This window comes from Streptomyces sp. SCA2-17 (assembly GCF_044336695.1).
This window is the reverse complement of sequence record NZ_CP117521.1, coordinates 6,446,553-6,463,040: the sequence shown is the minus strand read 5'-3', so window position 1 is coordinate 6,463,040 and position 16,488 is coordinate 6,446,553. Positions and strand designations below refer to the sequence as shown.

17 protein-coding genes are annotated in these 16,488 nt (G+C 73.6%); 9 read left to right on the top strand and 8 right to left on the bottom strand.

Going from position 1 to position 16,488, the window contains the following annotated elements:
* Nucleotides 1-147: 147 nt before the first annotated feature.
* Complete coding sequence (locus PS271_RS28680; protein WP_398385897.1) at nt 148-681, top strand: DM13 domain-containing protein; 534 nt, start codon at nt 148-150, stop codon at nt 679-681.
* 51 nt (nt 682-732) lie between these two features.
* On the opposite strand, the gene PS271_RS28675 is transcribed toward PS271_RS28680, so the two are convergent.
* The gene (locus PS271_RS28675; protein ID WP_398385895.1) at nt 733-1,278 is read right to left on the bottom strand and encodes a hypothetical protein; all 546 of its coding nucleotides are present in this window, start codon (nt 1,276-1,278) and stop codon (nt 733-735) included.
* Between the two features lie 138 nt (nt 1,279-1,416).
* The gene (locus PS271_RS28670; protein ID WP_398385893.1) at nt 1,417-2,610 is read right to left on the bottom strand and encodes a carboxylate-amine ligase; all 1,194 of its coding nucleotides are present in this window, start codon (nt 2,608-2,610) and stop codon (nt 1,417-1,419) included.
* 215 nt (nt 2,611-2,825) lie between these two features.
* On the opposite strand from PS271_RS28670, the gene PS271_RS28665 reads away from it, so the two are divergent.
* Together PS271_RS28665 and PS271_RS28660 are read left to right on the top strand one after the other, a co-directional pair.
* Entirely contained in the window at nt 2,826-3,293 is a 468-nt protein-coding gene (locus PS271_RS28665; protein ID WP_398385892.1) for an SRPBCC family protein, read from the top strand.
* A gap of 266 nt (nt 3,294-3,559) precedes the next feature.
* Nucleotides 3,560-4,237: a ScbR family autoregulator-binding transcription factor gene (locus PS271_RS28660; protein WP_398385890.1), complete on the top strand. Its 678-nt coding sequence runs from the start codon at nt 3,560-3,562 to the stop codon at nt 4,235-4,237.
* Nucleotides 4,238-4,709: 472 nt separating this feature from the next.
* Here the strand turns inward: PS271_RS28660 and PS271_RS28655 are convergent, their stop codons facing one another.
* The gene (locus tag PS271_RS28655) at nt 4,710-5,375 is read right to left on the bottom strand and encodes a ScbR family autoregulator-binding transcription factor (RefSeq protein WP_398385888.1); all 666 of its coding nucleotides are present in this window, start codon (nt 5,373-5,375) and stop codon (nt 4,710-4,712) included.
* 209 nt (nt 5,376-5,584) lie between these two features.
* On the opposite strand from PS271_RS28655, the gene PS271_RS28650 reads away from it, so the two are divergent.
* On the top strand, nt 5,585-6,763 hold the full coding sequence (locus tag PS271_RS28650) for a ScbA/BarX family gamma-butyrolactone biosynthesis protein (RefSeq protein WP_398385887.1): 1,179 nt from the start codon (nt 5,585-5,587) through the stop codon (nt 6,761-6,763).
* 70 nt (nt 6,764-6,833) lie between these two features.
* On the opposite strand, the gene PS271_RS28645 is transcribed toward PS271_RS28650, so the two are convergent.
* On the bottom strand, nt 6,834-7,607 hold the full coding sequence (locus tag PS271_RS28645; RefSeq protein ID WP_398385886.1) for an SDR family NAD(P)-dependent oxidoreductase: 774 nt from the start codon (nt 7,605-7,607) through the stop codon (nt 6,834-6,836).
* A 132-nt stretch (nt 7,608-7,739) separates the two neighbouring features.
* Between PS271_RS28645 and PS271_RS28640 the strand changes: the two genes are divergently transcribed.
* The 5 genes from PS271_RS28640 to PS271_RS28620 all read left to right on the top strand — a co-directional run bounded on the left by PS271_RS28640 (nt 7,740) and on the right by PS271_RS28620 (nt 11,702).
* The gene (locus PS271_RS28640) at nt 7,740-8,939 is read left to right on the top strand and encodes an aromatic acid exporter family protein (RefSeq protein ID WP_398387103.1); all 1,200 of its coding nucleotides are present in this window, start codon (nt 7,740-7,742) and stop codon (nt 8,937-8,939) included.
* Nucleotides 8,940-9,171: 232 nt separating this feature from the next.
* Nucleotides 9,172-9,705, top strand: a complete 534-nt coding sequence (locus PS271_RS28635) for a M48 family metalloprotease (protein WP_356286400.1) — start codon at nt 9,172-9,174, stop codon at nt 9,703-9,705.
* A complete protein-coding gene (locus tag PS271_RS28630) occupies nt 9,690-10,853 on the top strand; it encodes an MAB_1171c family putative transporter (protein ID WP_398385883.1) in 1,164 nt (387 codons plus the stop codon). The genes PS271_RS28635 and PS271_RS28630 overlap by 16 nt, the downstream gene beginning before the upstream one ends.
* A 25-nt stretch (nt 10,854-10,878) precedes the next feature.
* Nucleotides 10,879-11,181: a thiamine-binding protein gene (locus tag PS271_RS28625; protein ID WP_398385881.1), complete on the top strand. Its 303-nt coding sequence runs from the start codon at nt 10,879-10,881 to the stop codon at nt 11,179-11,181.
* A gap of 77 nt (nt 11,182-11,258) precedes the next feature.
* Nucleotides 11,259-11,702: a CBS domain-containing protein gene (locus tag PS271_RS28620; RefSeq protein WP_398385880.1), complete on the top strand. Its 444-nt coding sequence runs from the start codon at nt 11,259-11,261 to the stop codon at nt 11,700-11,702.
* 42 nt (nt 11,703-11,744) lie between these two features.
* Here PS271_RS28620 and PS271_RS28615 read toward each other — a convergent pair whose 3' ends face one another.
* Genes PS271_RS28615 through PS271_RS28600 form a run of 4 tightly spaced genes read right to left on the bottom strand, consistent with a single transcriptional unit; the run spans nt 11,745 to nt 16,406 of the window.
* Nucleotides 11,745-13,004: a phthiocerol/phthiodiolone dimycocerosyl transferase family protein gene (locus tag PS271_RS28615; protein WP_398385878.1), complete on the bottom strand. Its 1,260-nt coding sequence runs from the start codon at nt 13,002-13,004 to the stop codon at nt 11,745-11,747.
* Nucleotides 13,001-13,939, bottom strand: a complete 939-nt coding sequence (locus tag PS271_RS28610) for an NAD-dependent epimerase/dehydratase family protein (RefSeq protein ID WP_398385876.1) — start codon at nt 13,937-13,939, stop codon at nt 13,001-13,003. The genes PS271_RS28615 and PS271_RS28610 overlap by 4 nt, the downstream gene beginning before the upstream one ends.
* A complete protein-coding gene (locus PS271_RS28605) occupies nt 13,936-15,096 on the bottom strand; it encodes a GNAT family N-acetyltransferase (protein ID WP_398385874.1) in 1,161 nt (386 codons plus the stop codon). The genes PS271_RS28610 and PS271_RS28605 overlap by 4 nt, the downstream gene beginning before the upstream one ends.
* The gene (locus PS271_RS28600) at nt 15,093-16,406 is read right to left on the bottom strand and encodes an aminotransferase class I/II-fold pyridoxal phosphate-dependent enzyme (RefSeq protein WP_398385873.1); all 1,314 of its coding nucleotides are present in this window, start codon (nt 16,404-16,406) and stop codon (nt 15,093-15,095) included. The genes PS271_RS28605 and PS271_RS28600 overlap by 4 nt, the downstream gene beginning before the upstream one ends.
* Nucleotides 16,407-16,488: the final 82 nt, after the last annotated feature.

Sequence of the window (16,488 nt, the reverse complement as noted above, 5' to 3'; positions counted from 1 at the left end):
ACACCCCGCACCAGCCACCCCAGTGCCACCAGACGGGGACGCGGGCAGGGGGACGTAAGACTTTCGTCACCGGAATTCCGGACCCGGCCCGGGCCGGATCGCGTTCCAAGGAGTGAAGGGAACACGCCGGGTTTACGGAGGCAGGAAATGGGACGTGTACGACGGGTGCTGCGCAAGCCGGTCGTCATCGGGGTGCTGGTCGCGGGAGCCCTCGCGGTGGCCGCGGGGCTGGTCTGGTTCCAGCCGTGGAAGCTGTGGGTGGACGAGACCGTACGGGAGTCCGTGCCCTCGGCCACCGGCTCCGCACGGGCGGGCGGCACCGGCGGCGTGCGGACGCTGGCCACCGGCGACCTGATCAGCCACGAGCACAGCACCAGCGGGAAGGTGCGCATCCTCCAGCTGCCCGACGGAAGCCGCACGTTGCGCATCGAGAACCTCGACACCAGCAACGGCCCCGACGTCAAGGTCCTGCTCAGCGACGCCCCGGTGAAGAAGGGGCGGGACGGGTGGCACGTCTTCGACGACGGCGCGCACCGCAGCCTGGGCTCCCTCAAGGGGAACAAGGGCGACCAGAACTACGCCCTGCCGGCCGACGTGGACCTGTCCCGCTACACGAGCGTCAGCATCTGGTGCGACCGCTTCGACGTGTCCTTCGGGGCGACCGCCCTCAAGCCCGTCTGACTCGGAGCCCGTCGGGCCTCAAGCCCGCCGGGCTGCGGTCCTCCCGCCGTGTCAGGTGACGTCGATCGTGGCCGCGACGGGCGCGGTCCCGGAGACCTCGCAGGTGACGGTCACGCCGAAGACGTGCACGGTGGCGTCGCCCGGCGTGATGGTCGCGGATCCTCTCGCGGCGAGGCCGATCGAGGCCGTTCCGCCGGTGAGCGTGACGGTGGAACCGCTGGGCACCGTGCCGGCGTTGGTGAACCCGGTGGCCGTCACGGAGCCGGTCGCCGAGCCGCCGAGAGCGAGGACCATCTCGCCGGTGGAGGCGCGGGCGGGCACGTCGATGGGGACGGTCAGCGCGGTGGTGACCTCGATGGACACGTCCGCGGTCGAGCCCTGCGGCGCACTGGCGGGTGCGGTCACGGTGACGAGGAGGGACTGGACGCCGCCGGGGGCGCCGGGGCCGGTACAGGTGTAGCCGACGGTGACGGCGTCGGCGGCCGCGGCGGGCGGGGCGCCCAGCACGGTGCCCGCACCGGCCAGTACGGCGACTAGGGCCGCGCCTGTGATCGTCCGGCTGCGATTCCGCTGTGCGCGGGTGTGGGGGATGCTCATCGCCGTGCTCCTTCCGTCCGGCGCCGCGGTGGGCGGGCCGGATCCGAGGACGGGGGCTGCCGGAAGACGGCAGGACTGACGTGAACATGTCATCTCTGCCACGAGGGTGCGGAGAAGTCAACAGCCGTGCGGACGCCGCTAGTTCTCCGGGCTCCCCGGCCCCTCCGTGCTCCCCGGACTCCCCGGGCCCCCCGGCCCCTCCACGCTTTCCTGGCCCTCCGGTCCCTCCACGCTTTCCTGGCCCTCCGGTCCCTCCGTGCTCGCCAGAGCGGTCAGGGCGGTCAGCCCGCCCGCGGCGAGGGCGCTGCGCAGGCGGTCGGCCGGGGCGCCGCGGCCGAGGAAGAGCCGCAGCAGCCGGTTGACCTCACGCGTGTCCCCGGCTTCGTCCAGCGCCGGGGTGATGTGCGCGAGCAGGGCGCCGACCGCCTCGCCGGGGCCGAGGCGCCGGCCGTGGGCGTCGATGAGGCCGCGGTGCAACCCGTAGCGTGCGGCGTGCCAGTTCGCGGCGTGCAGCATCTCCGGCGTGCAGGTCGCGAGCGGCAGACCCTCGTGTTCCTCGCGCAGCGCGGTGGCGACCAGGGCGCGGACGATGCCCGCGAACAGGACCGCGTCCTCGACGGTGAGCTGGACGTCCAGCGCCCGCACTTCGAGGGTGGGATAGCGCTCGGAGACGCGCGCCTGCCAGTAGAGCTGGCCGGTGTCCATGATCGCCCCGGCCCGGAGCAGGGCACCGACCCGCAGGTCGTAGTCGTCCGGCCCCTCGAAGCGGGGCGGCGGGCCGCTGACCGGCCACCGCCCGAAGACCACCGTGCGCCAGCTGGCGAACCCGGTGTCCCTCCCCCGCCACAGCGGGGAGTTCCCTCCCATGGCCACCAGCACCGGCAGCCAGGGCCGCAGCCGGTTCAGGGCGCCGACGGCTTCGGCCCGGCCGGGCACCCCCACGTGCACGTGCATGCCGTTGACGAGCTGCTCGTCCACCAGGCGCCCCCCTTGCGCCTGGAGCGCCAGGTACCGCCCCTCGCCGGTGACCGGGACGGGCGGCCCGCCAGCCAGCGGCGCGGCGCCGCAGGCGACGGGCCGGCACCCGGCCTTCCGCGCCGCCGCGCTGACCGCGTGCCGCAGCCGCAGCAGGTGCCCGCGGACCTCCGCGAGGCCGGTGCAGACCGGAGTAGCGGCTTCCAGCTGGGCTTGCAGCAGCTCGGACTTGATCTCCCGCGCCCCGGCCGTCGCGTGCAGGCCGGAGGCCGCCCGCACCTCCTCCGCCAGTGGCACCGGCAGCGCCGTGACGGGGTCCAGGAGCAGGTACTCCTCCTCCACCCCCAACGTGATCATGCGACCGTCCGCCCTTTCGTCCGCCGTTCCGCACCGGGGCAAGGGCTCCCCGGCGTCCCCGGAAGACCCGCCGGCTGGAGGTGTGCCCGGTGGTCGCGGGCGGTAACGGCCGCTGCTCCAGATGCACCGGGCGGGCCCGCCCCGCCCGGAGGGCCGACGGGGCGATTCCGGCCAATACTGATACGGGGAACCGCGGCACTACGAGAGGGACGCCGATGCGGGAAATAGCCACCGCGGTGGACATCGCCGCCACGCCCGGCCAGGTCTGGCGGATCCTGACGGACCTGGAGCGCTACGGAGAGTGGAATCCCTTCATCCGTGAAGCGTCGGGGACGGTCTCGCCCGGCCGGCGCCTGCGGCTGCGGGCCTTCCCGGCCGGCCGCCGGCCCATGACGTCCCGCCCGAGGATCCGGGTCGCGGCCCCCTCGGAGGAGCTGCGGTGGCTCGGCCGGACCCTCCTGCCCGGCCTCTTCACCGGCGAGCACCGCTTCGTCCTCACCGACCTGGACGGGGGCGGCACGCGCGTCGTGCAGAGCGAGAAGTTCACCGGGGTGCTGGTGCCGTTCCTGCGGCGGAGCATCGCCGCCTGCGTCGCGGACTTCGAGGCGCTCAACCGGGCCCTGAAGAAGCGCGCCGAGACGACGGCGAAGAAGTGTGCCGCGCCGGCGGCGGGCGGCCTCTGAGCTGCGGTATCCCCTGGGAGACCACTCCGACACTACAAACCGGACTGTCGGTTTCTCACTTCCAGCCAAAGCCGCAAATCAGCACATCCATAAACCATTCACCCGTGGCTCAATCCGGGCCGTCGCGTCGGCGTTATCCATCGCCGGGAATCCGGCCCGCCACTTACCCGTCGATAGGCCGCATTCCGGGCAGGCGAAGTAGAAATCAAACCAGTTAGTTGGTTTCATGTGTCCATGATGTTGTCGAACCACCGCAGGAGCTTTCGGTGACGAAGCAAGAACGGGCCATGAACACCCGGCACGCGCTGATCCGCTCCGCAGCGCAGGCCTTCGACGAGTTCGGCTACACGCGCGCCAAGCTCGCCGGCATCAGCGCCGGGGCCGGGGTGAGTTCGGGTGCCCTGCACTTCCATTTCGACACCAAGGCGGCCATGGCGGCCGCCGTGGAGTCCGAGGCCACCAGGACCCTGCACGCCCTGGCCCGGCACGCCCACCGCAAGAGCCCCTCCCCCCTCCAGGCGCTCATCGACTCCTCGCACGTCATCGCCCAGCAGCTGCGCCGGGATGTCGTGGTGCGCGCCGGCTTCCACCTCAACTGCCGTACCGCGCACCACTCCGAGGTGAATCTGCACCAGGAGTGGCTGGAGTGCGTACGCCGTACGCTGGAGCGCTCCGCGGCTCACGGGCAGACGCCGCCCCATGCGGTGCAGGAGGAGCTGACGACCACGGTCGTGGGCGCGACCGCCGGCTTCGAGGCCCTGGCCCGCCAGGACCACACCTGGCTCTCGCGCCCCGCCCTCACCGGCCTCTGGCACACCCTCCTGCCGCAGATGGCCACCCCCAAGGCCCTGACGCAGCTTCAGGCCGCCGGAACGGAAGCCGTCATCAACGCGACCGGACCCGCTCCCGCGCAGCCCGCCGCGGTCCACGCCACCGTCGGCTGAGGGCCGGCAGCAGAGCCGGGCGGTGGAGCCTCGCCGCCGTCCTCGGGCCCGCAACTCCCTTGCGGGCCTTTGCCGTACCCGGGAAGCCGCCTCCGGCACCCGCCCCGGCTCCACCCCCGGAGCCCACCCCGGAATCCCGCCTTCCCTCGCATGCCCCGCAGGGCATCCACCCTGGTGAAACGCGTGAAGGAATGTCGTTCACCCTTGACAAACAGGATATCCGGTTTGTTAGCGTCCTGGCATCGGATCACCGGAGGATCCGCTGCCACGGGCAGCGGCCTCCGGACAGCTTTCCGATGCCGCGCAGGGGTGACGAGGGGGGGCTCGTGACCCGTTGGCGCTGTGCGCCCGACGCGGCATCGGCCGGACACCAGGGGGAAAGCGTGGACGTCATCAGGAGGCGGTCCTGTCCAGCCCGCCGCCCGGCCATCCTCCGCGCGCCCGGCGTCACAGCCGGAACGCGCGCGGCACGTCACGCGGAGGCCGCGGCCTCCGCCTCTTCGCCCTGGGCCCGGTGCGCCTGCCAGACCCGCGCGCCCCGGTCGGGGGCCGTGTCCAGCATCCGCAGGGCGCCCGGCACCGCGACGCTCGGCAGGAACATGTCGTACAGCAGGGCGATCCGCTGCTCCAGGGAGTCGCCTTCCGGGTGCGCCGTCGTCAGGATCTCGACGCCCGTCCAGGCGCTCACGAACAGCATCGCCGTCCGCTCCGCGTCCACGTGGGGCAGCAGCTCCCCCTGCTCCTTGGCCTCGGTCAGCTGGCGCGCGATGAACTCGATCCACCCGGGCCAGGACGTGCCGAAGAGGTCCCGCGCCTTACGGTCGGCCGACAGCCGGATCGCGGCGCTCAGCAGGGGCTCCGCGGGCAGCCGGTGCGCCAGCACCATGCCGACGTCCACCCACTCCTGCAAGCGCGACTCCTGGGGCAGTACGCCCTCCGTCGTCAGCGCCTCACTCAGAACCCCGCGCGCCAGCTCCTCCTTCGACGCGAAGTGGAAGTACAGCGCACCCTTGGTGACACCCGCACGCCCGAGGATCTCCGCGATCGTCGCCGACTCGTATCCGAACTCGTCGAAGACCTCACCCGCCGCCTCGAGAATCAGGCGACGCGTGTGAATCGCCCGCGCCTGCTTCGCCATTGACTACCTCCCGCTCACCGGCAACACGCCGATACGAACGCCCGGCCGGCCCCGGCCGCCGAACGCGTCCTGCCGGACGAAACGGGCAGGGCCCGGAATCGACGGCCAGGGCAAGCACGAGCGACAACCCTAAAGCAAACCGGATAGTCCGTATCTTATCACCGGGCCGGTTAACAACCGGGACGCACGATTCCACTCCGAGGAGAGACGTGTCTCAGATCCTGCTCCGCCCCGCACTCGACGCCGCCCACGGCACCCCGCGGCAGTCCACCGACCACGCCACCGAGTGCCGGCTCGTCCGGCTGGAGGCCGGCGGGACCGATGCGTCCGGTGGGTCGCAGGCCTCGACCCCAGACCTTAGCGCCCGCACCGCACTCCCCGCCCACGACGGCGCCGGAACCGCCGGCGGGCCCGCCGCCAAGGAACTCGTGCACCTGAGCTTCGACGACGCCGTCTTCGTGGCCCGCTGGGAGCAGCAGGACCCCACGCACTACACGGTCACCGGGAGCTGGCCCGCCCACACGACGCACCACGTGCCCGGTCACGGCACTCATTACGAGCCCCTCACCGTCGCCCAGACGATACGCCAGGCCGGGCTCCTCCTCGCCCACACCGCGTTCGAGGCCCCGCTCAGCCACGCCACGCTCCTCCACACCTTCTCCTACACCCTCAACCCGGGTGCCGCCCTCGCCACCGACCGGGCCACCCCGCTGCACATCGACGTCACGGCCACGCCCACGACCACACGCAACAAGCGCGTCACCGCCCTCCACCTCCGTATGACCATCACGGCCGCGGGGCCCGCCGCGGGGCCGGGGGCCGCCGACGGCACGGCCCCGGCCCCGGTTCTCGTCACGGGCGAGACCACGTTCGAGTGGATTCCCCCGGCGGTCTACCGGCGGCTGCGCGGTGAGTACCACCAGCCGCCCTCGGCGATGCCGCCGCTCACTCCGCATCTGCCGCCCGCGCACGTCGGCCGGAGCAGGCCGGACGAGGTCCTGCTCAGCCCCACGGACGAGCCCCGCCGGTGGCAGCTGCGTCACCCCTTCGACAACACGGTCTACTACGACCACGGCGTCGATCACGTCCCCGGTCTGGTGCTGATCGAGGCCGCCAACCAGGCCGCGTTCACCGGGACCGCCCCGACCGCGACCGGCCCCGTGGCCGGCGCCGCCGGGTCCTGCGCCTGCGACCCGGCAGCGGGCTCCGGCTACCGCCCGCAACCCGCCACCACGCACACCACCTTCCACCGGTACGCCGAGTTCGACGCCCCCATCGCCATCACGACCGAGCGTCAGACGACGCCGAGCACGACGACCCACACCACCGTCGGGCACCAGAACGGCGAGGCCGTCTTCACCACCACGCACACCGGCCCCGCCGCGTGAAGCGGGGGCCCGCCGGCCGTCGTCCGGCCGCCGGGCCCTCTCCCCCTGCCGCGTCACGCCCCGAACCGCGTCACACCATCGTGAAGCCGCCGTCGACCGGCAGGACCGCTCCCGTCACGAACGACGCCCGGTCGCTGCACAGCCACGCGGCCGCCTCCGCGATCTCCGCCGGCTCGGCCGTACGGGCCTGCGGCGTCAGGCGGTGCAGCTCCGGCTCGATGTGCGGGTTGCGCTCGAACCAGCCCGCGATGATCTCGCTGCGCGTCGTGCCGGGGGCGACCGTGTTCACCCGGATGCCGTGCGGCGCGTACTCCGCCGCCGCGGCCTTCGTCAGGCCGATCACCGCGTGCTTCGAGGCGACGTACGGCGCGGCCGCGGGTATGGCCAGCATGCCGGCGACGCTGCTGTTGTTGACGACGGAGCCCCCCGTCCCCGACTCCACCATGGCCGCGAGTTCGTGGCGCATGACGTTCCACACGCCCCGTACGTTCGTGTCCATGATGGCGTCGTAGGCGTCGTCCTTCATCAGGTGCATCGGCTCCTGGTCCCAGCCGATGCCCGCGTTGTTGAAGGCGGCGTCGAGGCGCCCGTGGCGCTCCACCGCGCACTCCACCGCCCGCCGCGCGTCGTCCTCCACGCGCATGTCCCCGACGACGAACGCGGCGTCGCCGCCGCTCCCCCCGATCTCCTCGCACAGCGCCTCCAGGCGCTCGCCCCGGCGCGCCGTCAGCACCACCGCGGCGCCCTCGCGCGCGAACACCTTCGCGGCGGCAGCGCCGATGCCGCTGCTCGCCCCCGTAATCAGCACACTCTTACCGGTGAGAAATCCCTGATGATCAGTCATGGCCGGAATCCTGCCATTCCCTGACGGCCGCTCTCCCCCGCCCCCGTGCCCCAAGTGGCGCATCGGTGGCTGGCAGAGAGGCGGGAAGGGGGAAGGAGGACCGACGTGCCCGGACTTCGTGATCCCCTGACGATGCTGGTGAGGCGCGGCAGGGAACCGGCGGTCGTGCAGACGGTGCGGTCCACCGCAGCCGCCGTGATCGCCTATGTCGTGGCGCTGTGGCTGAGCAGGGAACCGGCTCCGCTGACCGCGCCGCTCACCGCGCTCCTGGTCGTCCAGGTCACCCTCTACTCCACGCTCACCACGGGCGTGCGCCGGGTCAACTCGGTCGTGGCCGGCGTCCTGATCGCGATCGGCTTCAGTGTGCTGGTCGGGCTGACGTGGTGGAGCCTCGGGCTGATCATCCTCGCCTCCCTGGTCATCGGGCGGTTCGTGAAGGCCGGCGAGTTCGTCCCCGAGGTCGCGATCAGCGCGATGCTCGTCCTGGGGGTGACGCGGGTCGCGGAGACGGCCTGGGACCGGGTGCTGGAGACCCTGATCGGCGCGGTCGTCGGGCTGCTGTTCAACGTCCTGCTCGTCCCTCCGGTGTGGGTGCAGCCCGCGGGCGAGGCGATCGAGGACCTCGCGCGCCGGATGCGGCGCCTCCTCCAGGACATCGGCGAGGAGGTCACCGGCCACACGCCCGTGGCGCAGGCCGCGGCCCGGCTGCACGCGGCGCGGCGGCTCGACCACGACATCGTCGAGGTGGACGCCTCGCTCCGGCAGGCCGAGGACAGCCTCCGGCTCAATCCGCGCGTCAAGGAGGGGCTCCTCTACCGGGTGGTGCTGCGCACGGGGCTCGACGCGCTGGAGATCACGGCCGTCGTGCTGCGCGTGACCTGCCGGACCCTCACCGATCTGGCCACGCACCGGGCGCAGGAGCCGCTCTTCCCCGGGGACACCGCCGCCGCCCTCGCGGAGGTCTACGGGCACATGGCCCTGGCGGTGGAGAACTTCGCCGTCGTCATCACCACGCACGTCACCACGAGCGCCGAGCACGCCGAGGAGCACCTCACGCGGGAGCTCGACGCCGCCCGCCGCACCCGCGACCGGGCGGCCGACCTGCTGCTCCATCAGGTCCAGCAGCACCCCCGGCAGTGGCAGCTGCACGGGGCGCTGCTCGCGGAGCTCGACCGCATCCTCGACGAGCTCGACGTGGAGAAGCGCACCGAACGGCTCACGGAGGAGCTCGACCGCCGTTCCCGGGAACAGCGCGAGCGCTACCCGCGTCTCCACCGCGTCGTGCAACGGCTGCGCAAGAGCCGCTACGGCCGCCGCAGCACCCTCGGATAGCCCGCCGGGGCCTCCCGCGCCCGGCGGGGATCGCGACGTTCCGCAACCCTGGCGTGACAGCGCGCGGCGATCTACGATCGCAGGCGGCTGGGGCACATGTACGAGGGGGGCTCGTGGTACTGCCATTGACCGCCTTGGGGTCCGCCTCACGGACCGGGAGACCGCGATGACCCGGCGCCGATACCGGGTCATGTGCCCGCCCGTCCCTACGACCGCGGGAGAAGCGACTGAGATGCACTGGAGGCATCTGCGCCGCCGATGCCAGAAGGTGATCGGCGGGATTCCTGTGCCCGACCCGTTCTCCGCACAGGACCTGTGCGAGCGGCTCGCCGCCGAGCGCGACCGGCCGCTGCGCCTGCTGGCCCTGCCCACACCGACCGTCCCCGGCACGCCCTCGGGCATGCTGCTGTCCGTCGAGACGGAGGACTTCATCCTCTACGACGGGCAGACCAGCCCGCTGCACCAGGAGCACATCATCGTCCACGAGATCGGGCACCTGGTGTGCAACCACCGCTCCGCGCTCGACGACACCCGGCTGTACCGCCACCTCGACATCACCGATCCCCAGTCAGTGCGCCGGGCGCTGCCGCGGATCCGCTACGGCGACGAGCAGGAGCAGGAGGCGGAGATGATCGCCACGCTGATCCTGGAGGCGGCCGGGCGGGTGCCCGCGCCGACGCTGCTGTCGGGGATGCTCGGCGGGCTGGAATCGGCGATGGGGCTGCGGGTGGGCCGGCCGACGGGGGCGTCGTGCTCGCCTGGATAGCGGAGCTCACCTGGATCGAGAACGCGGGCATCGCCGCCCTGTGGTCGGCAGCCCTCGTACGGGCTCCGCAGGCCGTCCGCCACCGCGAGCAGCGGCCGCTGTGGTTCGCCGTCGTCATGATCGCCCTGGCGATGTCGATGCACCTCGAACCCGTGACGGCCGTGCTGTCCCGGATGGTGCCCGGGGCGCACTGGGTGGACCTGACGACGCACCTGTTCAGCATCGTCGACGCGGCAGCGGTCCTGTGGTTCATCCACGGCGCGGCCGGCCGCCGGCGCCACACCGGTGTGCTCTTCGGCACCGCGGCGGCCGTCATGGTCGCGCTCGTCCTGCTGGACGTGCTCGGGCCGGCGCACGCGCGGAACCAGATCGCGCCGTCCCGGGCCACGCCGAGCGTGCCGGACGCCTACTGGTGGGTGTTCTTCGCCTTCCACCTGACGGCCGACACGGTCTGCGGCGTCGTGTGCTGGAGCCACGGCCGCCACGGCACGCCGCGTCTGCTGCGCTACGGGCTGCGCCTGTTCGGCTCCGGCATCCTGCTGGCCTCGGTGCTGTGGTCGCTCAAGCTCGTCTATCTGTACACGCGGTCGCCGGTGTTCGCCCCGCTGTTCTCGCCGGTCACCGGGGTCGAGGCCGTGTGCATGGCGCTCGGGGTGGCCCTGCCGGTGTTCGCCCGGATCCGCACCCACGTGCAGTACCGCAGGTCGTACCGGGGCCTGGAGCGGCTGTGGCAGGACCTCACGACGCACACCCCGGACGTCGTGCTGCGCCCGGCCAACCGCATCGGGGCCGTGGCCGTCCCCCTTCAGCTGCGGCTCTACCGCCGGGTCATCGAGATCCGCGACGCGATGATCGTCCTGCGCAACTACATCCCGCCCGCCACGCTCGACTCCATCCAGCAGAGCGTGAACGGGCGGTCCCTGCCGGCCCACCTGATGGACGCGCACATCACCGCGTGCTGGCTCACGGCGGCGCTGCGCAACAAGCGCGAGGGCCACAAGCCCCACGCCCAGACGGTGAACCTCACCGGGCCCGGCGACGAGGACGGGCCTTCGGCGCACAGTCTGACCCACGAGATCGACCACCTCCTGCTGGTCGCGGCCGCCTACCGCGCCACCACGACCGCCCCGCCGCGCGCGGGGGACTGAGAAAAGGAAAGGACGGCACACCACCGTGCTCATCGCCTTCACCCTGACGCCCGTCGGCGTCGGAGAGAGCTTCCCCGACGAGATCGCCGACGCCGTGGCCATCATCCGCGCCTGCGGGCTGCCGTACCGCTCGGACTCGATGTACACGATGATCGAGGGCGAGTGGGACGAGGTCATGGACGTCGTCCGGCGGGCCACGGAGGCCGTCGCGGCGCGGGCGCCACGGGTCCAGCTGGTCCTCAAGGCCGACCTGTGGCCGGGGCGGCCCGGCCTGCTGGACGGGAAGATCAGCACGTTCGAGCAGCACATGGCCGATCGCGGACAGTGAACGGGTGCGCATGGCGTCGGGCGGTTATCCGTGTTGCGATGGAAGGGCAAGAACCTGCCACGACGGGAGGAGCGATCATGGCACGGAACAAGCCGCTCAAGGCCCGCGACATCATGACGGCGGGCGCGAAGTGCGTCGGCGAGCACGAATCGCTGCTGGACGCGGCGAAACTGATGCGCGAGCTGCACGTGGGCGCGCTGCCCATCTGCGGTGACGACGACAGGCTCCAGGGCCTGGTCACCGACCGGGACATCGTCATCAAGTGCGTGGCCGACGGCGTGGACCCGGCGAGCGTGGAGGCGGGTTCGCTCGGCGGCGAGCTGCACTGGATCGATGCGGACGCGTCCGCGACGGACGCCCTGGCGACCATGGAGCAGCACCAGGTCAAGCGGCTTCCGGTGATCGACGTGCAGAACGGCCACCGTCTCGTCGGCATGATCTCGGAGGCCAACCTCGCGCAGAACCTCTCCGACAAGCAGATCGCGGAGTTCGCGGCGAAGGTGTACGCGGGCGCCCACTGACGGGGCGCGCGTTCCCCGGCGCGGGCTCTGCGGTCCCGGGGCTCAGAGGCGGGCACCTGCCGGCCGGGCGGGTGTCACCGCCGTCTTGAGGTGGGTCATGGCCCGCTCGCACAGCCCCGCCGCGTCGGGGTCGGTGGAGGTGACGCTGAAGAACAGCCTGCCGCCGAAGCCGATCAGGATGACCAGCGGGGCCCCGGAGAGGCTGGTGTGGGCCGCGCCGTGAAAGGCGGTCAGGCGCAGGTCGCCGTACGTGTCCGGGATGGACGTGAGGAAGTTGCTGAGGGACACGTCGAAGCGTGCGCCCTTGTTCTCGCTGCGGTGCAGGAGCCGTGTGATCATCCCGTCCGGCAGGGGCAGCAGGCGGAATCCCGCGACGAGCGGGCGCAGTTCCTCCGGCCGCAGGCGCCGGTGGAGGCGCTCCCTGAGCTCTCGTGCTCCTTCCCAGAGGTCGTCGTGGGGGCGGCCGGTCGCCACGGGCAGCAGGAAGCTGGCCGCGTAGAGGCCGACGGACTCCTCGGGCACGGGCGCGAGGATGCGGCGCAGGTCCGCCGCGACGGCGATGCGGGCGGGCCCGGGGGCCCGGCGGGCGCGGGCGAAGGCCGCGCAGAGGGCGGCGTGGACGGTGGTGCGCTCGGCGCGGCAGCGGTCGAGCAGCGCGGTGGTCTCCGCCCGGTCCAGCGTCCAGGTGCGGCAGGTCAGCGGGGCGGCGGGGCCCGGCGGCAGGGGCGGCGGGCCGGCCTGGCGGGGAAGGCGCAGGGAGCGGGAGAGCTTGGCGAGGTCGGCGGGGCGGACGCGGGGACCGGGCAGGAGGCCGTCCGCGGGCGGGGCGGCGACGGCGGGGCCTCCGGCGCCGGGCGCGGCGAGGTGCCGGAGGATGTCGCGGAACACGACGGCGGCGGAGTGCCCGTCCGCCACGAGGTGGTGGAAGACGGCGATCAGGTCGAAGGAGGTGCCGCCGTCGACGACGACGAACCGCGCCAGGGGCCCGTCGGCGGTGGCGAAGGGGCGCTGGAGTTCCTCCTCCAGCACGCGGGCGACGGTGCGGCCGGCGACGGGATACTCCACGCGCAGGGGCGTCTCGGGCACGCCTTCGGTGGTGAACCAGGCGCGCCAGGGGCCGCCGCGCTCCACGCGGGAGCCGAGGAGGGGGTGGCGGGCGCGGACGGCGGCGACGGCGTCGCGCAGCCGGCCGGGGGTGGTGGCGCCCTCCACGTGCACGGCGCCCGCGACGGTGGCGGGCAGCGCTTCCCCTGCCGCCCACACGGCGCGTTCGTACGGGGAGAGGTGTCGGCGCACGGTCATGTGCTGCTCCGGATGTCGAGGAGTGCGGGGCTCGGGGTGGTGCGGAGCCCGTCGGGCCAGGTGATGCGCGGGGTGAAGGCGGGCAGGGTGCCGGGGGCGGTGGTCCAGGAGGGGTGACGGGCCTCGCTGACCTTGTCCGGGTTGAGCATGCCGGTGCGGCCGAAGGCTCGGGCCGCGGCCAGGGCGAGGGGTGCGGGGAGGTGGACCACGCGGGGCGGGCGCCGGCCGAGGGCGGCGGCGACCGCCGCGCCGATGTCGCTCCACAGGTGCTCGGCGCCGTCGCCGACGTGGTGGACGGCGCCGGGCCTGCCGTGTTCGGCGGCGGCGAGCAGGGCGCGGCACAGGTCGTCGACGTGCAGGAGGGAGTAGCGGCGGGGGCCGCGGGGGCCGACGGCGGGGAGCAGGCCGCTCCGGGCGGCCGCGGCGAGGCGCGGCAGGAACTGGCGGTCGCCGGGCCCGTAGACGATGGGGGGCCGGACGGTGAGGGCGGGCAACCGGTCCGCGGCGCGGTGCAGGGCGTCCTCGCCGCCGAGTTTGCTGCGGCCGTAGGCGGAGACGGGGGCGGGCGTGTCGCTCTCGTGGCGCAGCCGGCCGGGGCCGCTGGCGGCCAGGGAGGAGCAGTAGACGAGCCGGGGCGGCCGGGGGTGGGAGGCGAGGGCCGCGGCCAGGCGGCGGGTGCCGCCGGTGTTGACGGCGGCGAGGGCCCGGGGGTCGGCGGCGTGGGTGAGGGCGGCGAGGTGGATGACGACGTCGGCGCCGGCGGTGGCCTCGCGCAGCCCGGCGCCGGTGGCGAGGTCGGCGGCCGCGGTGCGGGCGCCGGGCACGGTGCGGCGGGGGTCGCGCACGAGGACGGTGACGTCGTGGCCGAGCGCGGTGAGGTGCGCGACGAGGCGGGTGCCGACGAATCCGGTGGCTCCGGTGACGGCGTACCTCATGAGGCGGTGGCCGGAGCGGGGCCGAGGGGGCGGTGGTAGAGGCGGTGGGTGCGGATGCGGACGCCGCCCATGGCCTGGACGAGGGAGGTCATGGGCCGGTTGTCCTCCAGGACCCAGGAGTACTCGGTCTCGGTGTATCCGAGGCGGGCCGCGGCCTGCTGGGCGCGGTGGAAGAGGGCGGCCATCAGGCCGCGGCCCCGGTGTTCCTTGAGGATGCCGCCGGTGGAGGCGCGGGTGCGGTTGATGCGGCGGCGGGCGCGCGTGGCGCGGATGAGGCCGAGGGGCAGGCCGTAGGTGGTGAGGCGGCCGCGGGCCGCGGCGAGGGCCTGGTGGGCGTCGGGGAGCCAGAGGGTGAAGCCGGCGGGTTCGCCGCCGACTTCGGCGATCTGGAGCAGGTCGGGGACGAGGAGCGGCTTGAGGCGGCGGCCGAGGTGCCGGAACTCGGCGTCGGTGAAGGGCACGGAGGCGTAGTTCCCGGCCCAGGCCTCGTCGTAGATGCGCCGGACGGCGGCGAGGTCGGCGTCGTAGCGGCGGGGGTCGAGGGGGCGGATGCGGACGCCGGGGTCGGTCAGGGCGCGCTGCGCGGCGCGTTGGATGGCCTCGGAGGGCTCGCCGTCGGCGGGCACGGGGCCGGTGAAGGAGTGGAGGTCTTTGGCCTTGGTGAAGCCGCAGGCGGTGAACAGGCCGCCGTAGTACGAGGGGTTGTGCGGCATCTGGACGGTGTGCGGGCCGTCGAATCCGTCGACGAGCACGCCGCATTCGTCGTTGGTGGTGAAGCTCAGGGGCCCGAGGACGCGGTCGGCGCCCCGGGCCGCGAGCCAGCGGTCGGCGGCGGCGAACAGGGCGCCGGCGACGGCCGGGTCGTCGGTGCACTCGAAGAAGCCGATGTGGCCGGTGCGTTCCTCGTGTCGCTGCTGGTACCGGGGGTCGATGTGGGCGGCGATACGGCCGAGGGGGGTGGTGCCGCGCAGGGCGAGGAAGAGCTGGGCGGTGCCGGTGGCGTGGAAGGGGTTGCGGCGGGGGTCGAGGCAGGCGCGCAGCTCGTGTTCGAGGGGGGCGACCCAGTGGGGGTCGTGGCGGTAGAGCGCGCGGGGCATCCTGATGAAGGCGGTGGTGGCGGCGCGCCCGCGCACCGGGGTGACGGTCACGTCGGTCATCGGGCGGTCTCCGGGGCGAGGGCCTGAGGGGAGCGGGCGGGCAGGGGCGCGGGGACGGCGGGCGGCGGGGTCCTGCGGGCGCTCGCGAAGGCTTCGGCGATGTGGTCGACGTGGGTGTCGGTGTGGGTGGCCTGGAGGGTGACGCGGATGATGCTGGAGCCCTCGGGGACGGCCGGCGGGCCGACGGGGTTGGTGTAGACGCCCGCGTCGAGCAGGTGCTGCCACAGCCGGACGCAGTCGGCCGGGTCCCCGGTGCGCACAGCGATGACCGGTCCGGGGGGCGGGGGCGCGCCGGGCGGGGCGGGATCGGCGTGCGCGGGGCCGGTGGCGTAGCCGAGGGCGGTGAGCCGGGTGCGCAGGCGGGCCGCGAGGGCCAGGACGCGGTGGCGGCGCCAGGGCTCGTCGATGCTGATCTCCAGGGCGCTCATGGCCGCGGCGAGGGCCGGCGGCGGCATGGAGGCGGAGAAGAGGATGGCGCGGGCGGCGTAGCGCAGGTGGGTGATGACGCGGGCGGGACCGGCGAGGAACCCTCCGGTGGAGCCGAAGCACTTGGAGAACGTGCCGGTGAAGAGGTCGACCTGCTCGTGGACGCCGAGGAGCTCGGCGGCGCCGCGCCCGGTGGGCCCGAGCAGCCCGATGTCGTGGGCGCCGTCGACGAGGGTGCGGGCGCCGTGGCGGCGGGCGGCGGCGGTCAGGGCGGGCAGCGGGGCGAGGGCGCCGTCCATGGAGAACATGCCGTCGGTGACGACGGCCTTGGCCGCGGCGGGGTCGGCCGCGGCGAGGAGCCGGTCGAGGTGGCCGGGGTCGGCGTGGCGGTAGCGCAGGCGGTCCGCGGCGCCGAGGCGGATGCCGTCGATCAGCGAGGCGTGGTTGGCGGCGTCGCTGAAGACGGCGTCGCCGGGGCCGAAGAGGGCGGCGAGGGCGAGGTTGGCCTGGAAGCCGGTGGTGACCACGGCGGCGTCCTCGGTACCGAGGAAGTCGGCGACGGCGGCTTCGAGTTCGCCGTGGAGCGGGAGGGTGCCGTTGAGGGTGCGGGCGCCCGAGCAGGAGGTCCCGTACGTCTGGAGGGCGGTCGCGGCCGCGGCGGTGACCCGCGGGTCGGTGGCCAGGCCGAGGTAGTCGTTGCAGCCCGCCATCACGACCTTGCGCCCGTCGACGACCGCCTCGCCGTCGCGTGCTTGCAGGGGGCGGTAGTAGGGCCGTACGGGAGTGGCGTGGACGGCCCGCAGGAAGGGGGAGGCCAGGGGCTTGTCGAAGAGGTCGGCGGGTGGATGGTGACCGGGGCTGCTGTCGGAGTTGCTGTCGGGCATGAGGGAGGGGGGCTCTTCCGTCGGCGGCAGTGAGCGGGGAGGTGCACGGGGCGGTGCGGTGGGGAACGAGCGCGGTGGTGCG

Bases quoted from the DNA above. Each gene is read 5' to 3' on its own strand.
- PS271_RS28680 (WP_398385897.1), top strand. From the start codon at position 148: ATGGGACGTGTACGACGGGTGCTGCGCAAGCCGGTCGTCATCGGGGTG.
- PS271_RS28675 (WP_398385895.1), bottom strand. From the start codon at position 1,278: ATGAGCATCCCCCACACCCGCGCACAGCGGAATCGCAGCCGGACGATC.
- PS271_RS28670 (WP_398385893.1), bottom strand. From the start codon at position 2,610: ATGATCACGTTGGGGGTGGAGGAGGAGTACCTGCTCCTGGACCCCGTC.
- PS271_RS28665 (WP_398385892.1), top strand. From the start codon at position 2,826: ATGCGGGAAATAGCCACCGCGGTGGACATCGCCGCCACGCCCGGCCAG.
- PS271_RS28655 (WP_398385888.1), bottom strand. From the start codon at position 5,375: ATGGCGAAGCAGGCGCGGGCGATTCACACGCGTCGCCTGATTCTCGAG.
- PS271_RS28645 (WP_398385886.1), bottom strand. From the start codon at position 7,607: ATGACTGATCATCAGGGATTTCTCACCGGTAAGAGTGTGCTGATTACG.
- PS271_RS28640 (WP_398387103.1), top strand. From the start codon at position 7,740: ATGCTGGTGAGGCGCGGCAGGGAACCGGCGGTCGTGCAGACGGTGCGG.
- PS271_RS28635 (WP_356286400.1), top strand. From the start codon at position 9,172: ATGCACTGGAGGCATCTGCGCCGCCGATGCCAGAAGGTGATCGGCGGG.
- PS271_RS28620 (WP_398385880.1), top strand. From the start codon at position 11,259: ATGGCACGGAACAAGCCGCTCAAGGCCCGCGACATCATGACGGCGGGC.
- PS271_RS28615 (WP_398385878.1), bottom strand. From the start codon at position 13,004: ATGACCGTGCGCCGACACCTCTCCCCGTACGAACGCGCCGTGTGGGCG.
- PS271_RS28610 (WP_398385876.1), bottom strand. From the start codon at position 13,939: ATGAGGTACGCCGTCACCGGAGCCACCGGATTCGTCGGCACCCGCCTC.
- PS271_RS28605 (WP_398385874.1), bottom strand. From the start codon at position 15,096: ATGACCGACGTGACCGTCACCCCGGTGCGCGGGCGCGCCGCCACCACC.
- PS271_RS28600 (WP_398385873.1), bottom strand. From the start codon at position 16,406: ATGCCCGACAGCAACTCCGACAGCAGCCCCGGTCACCATCCACCCGCC.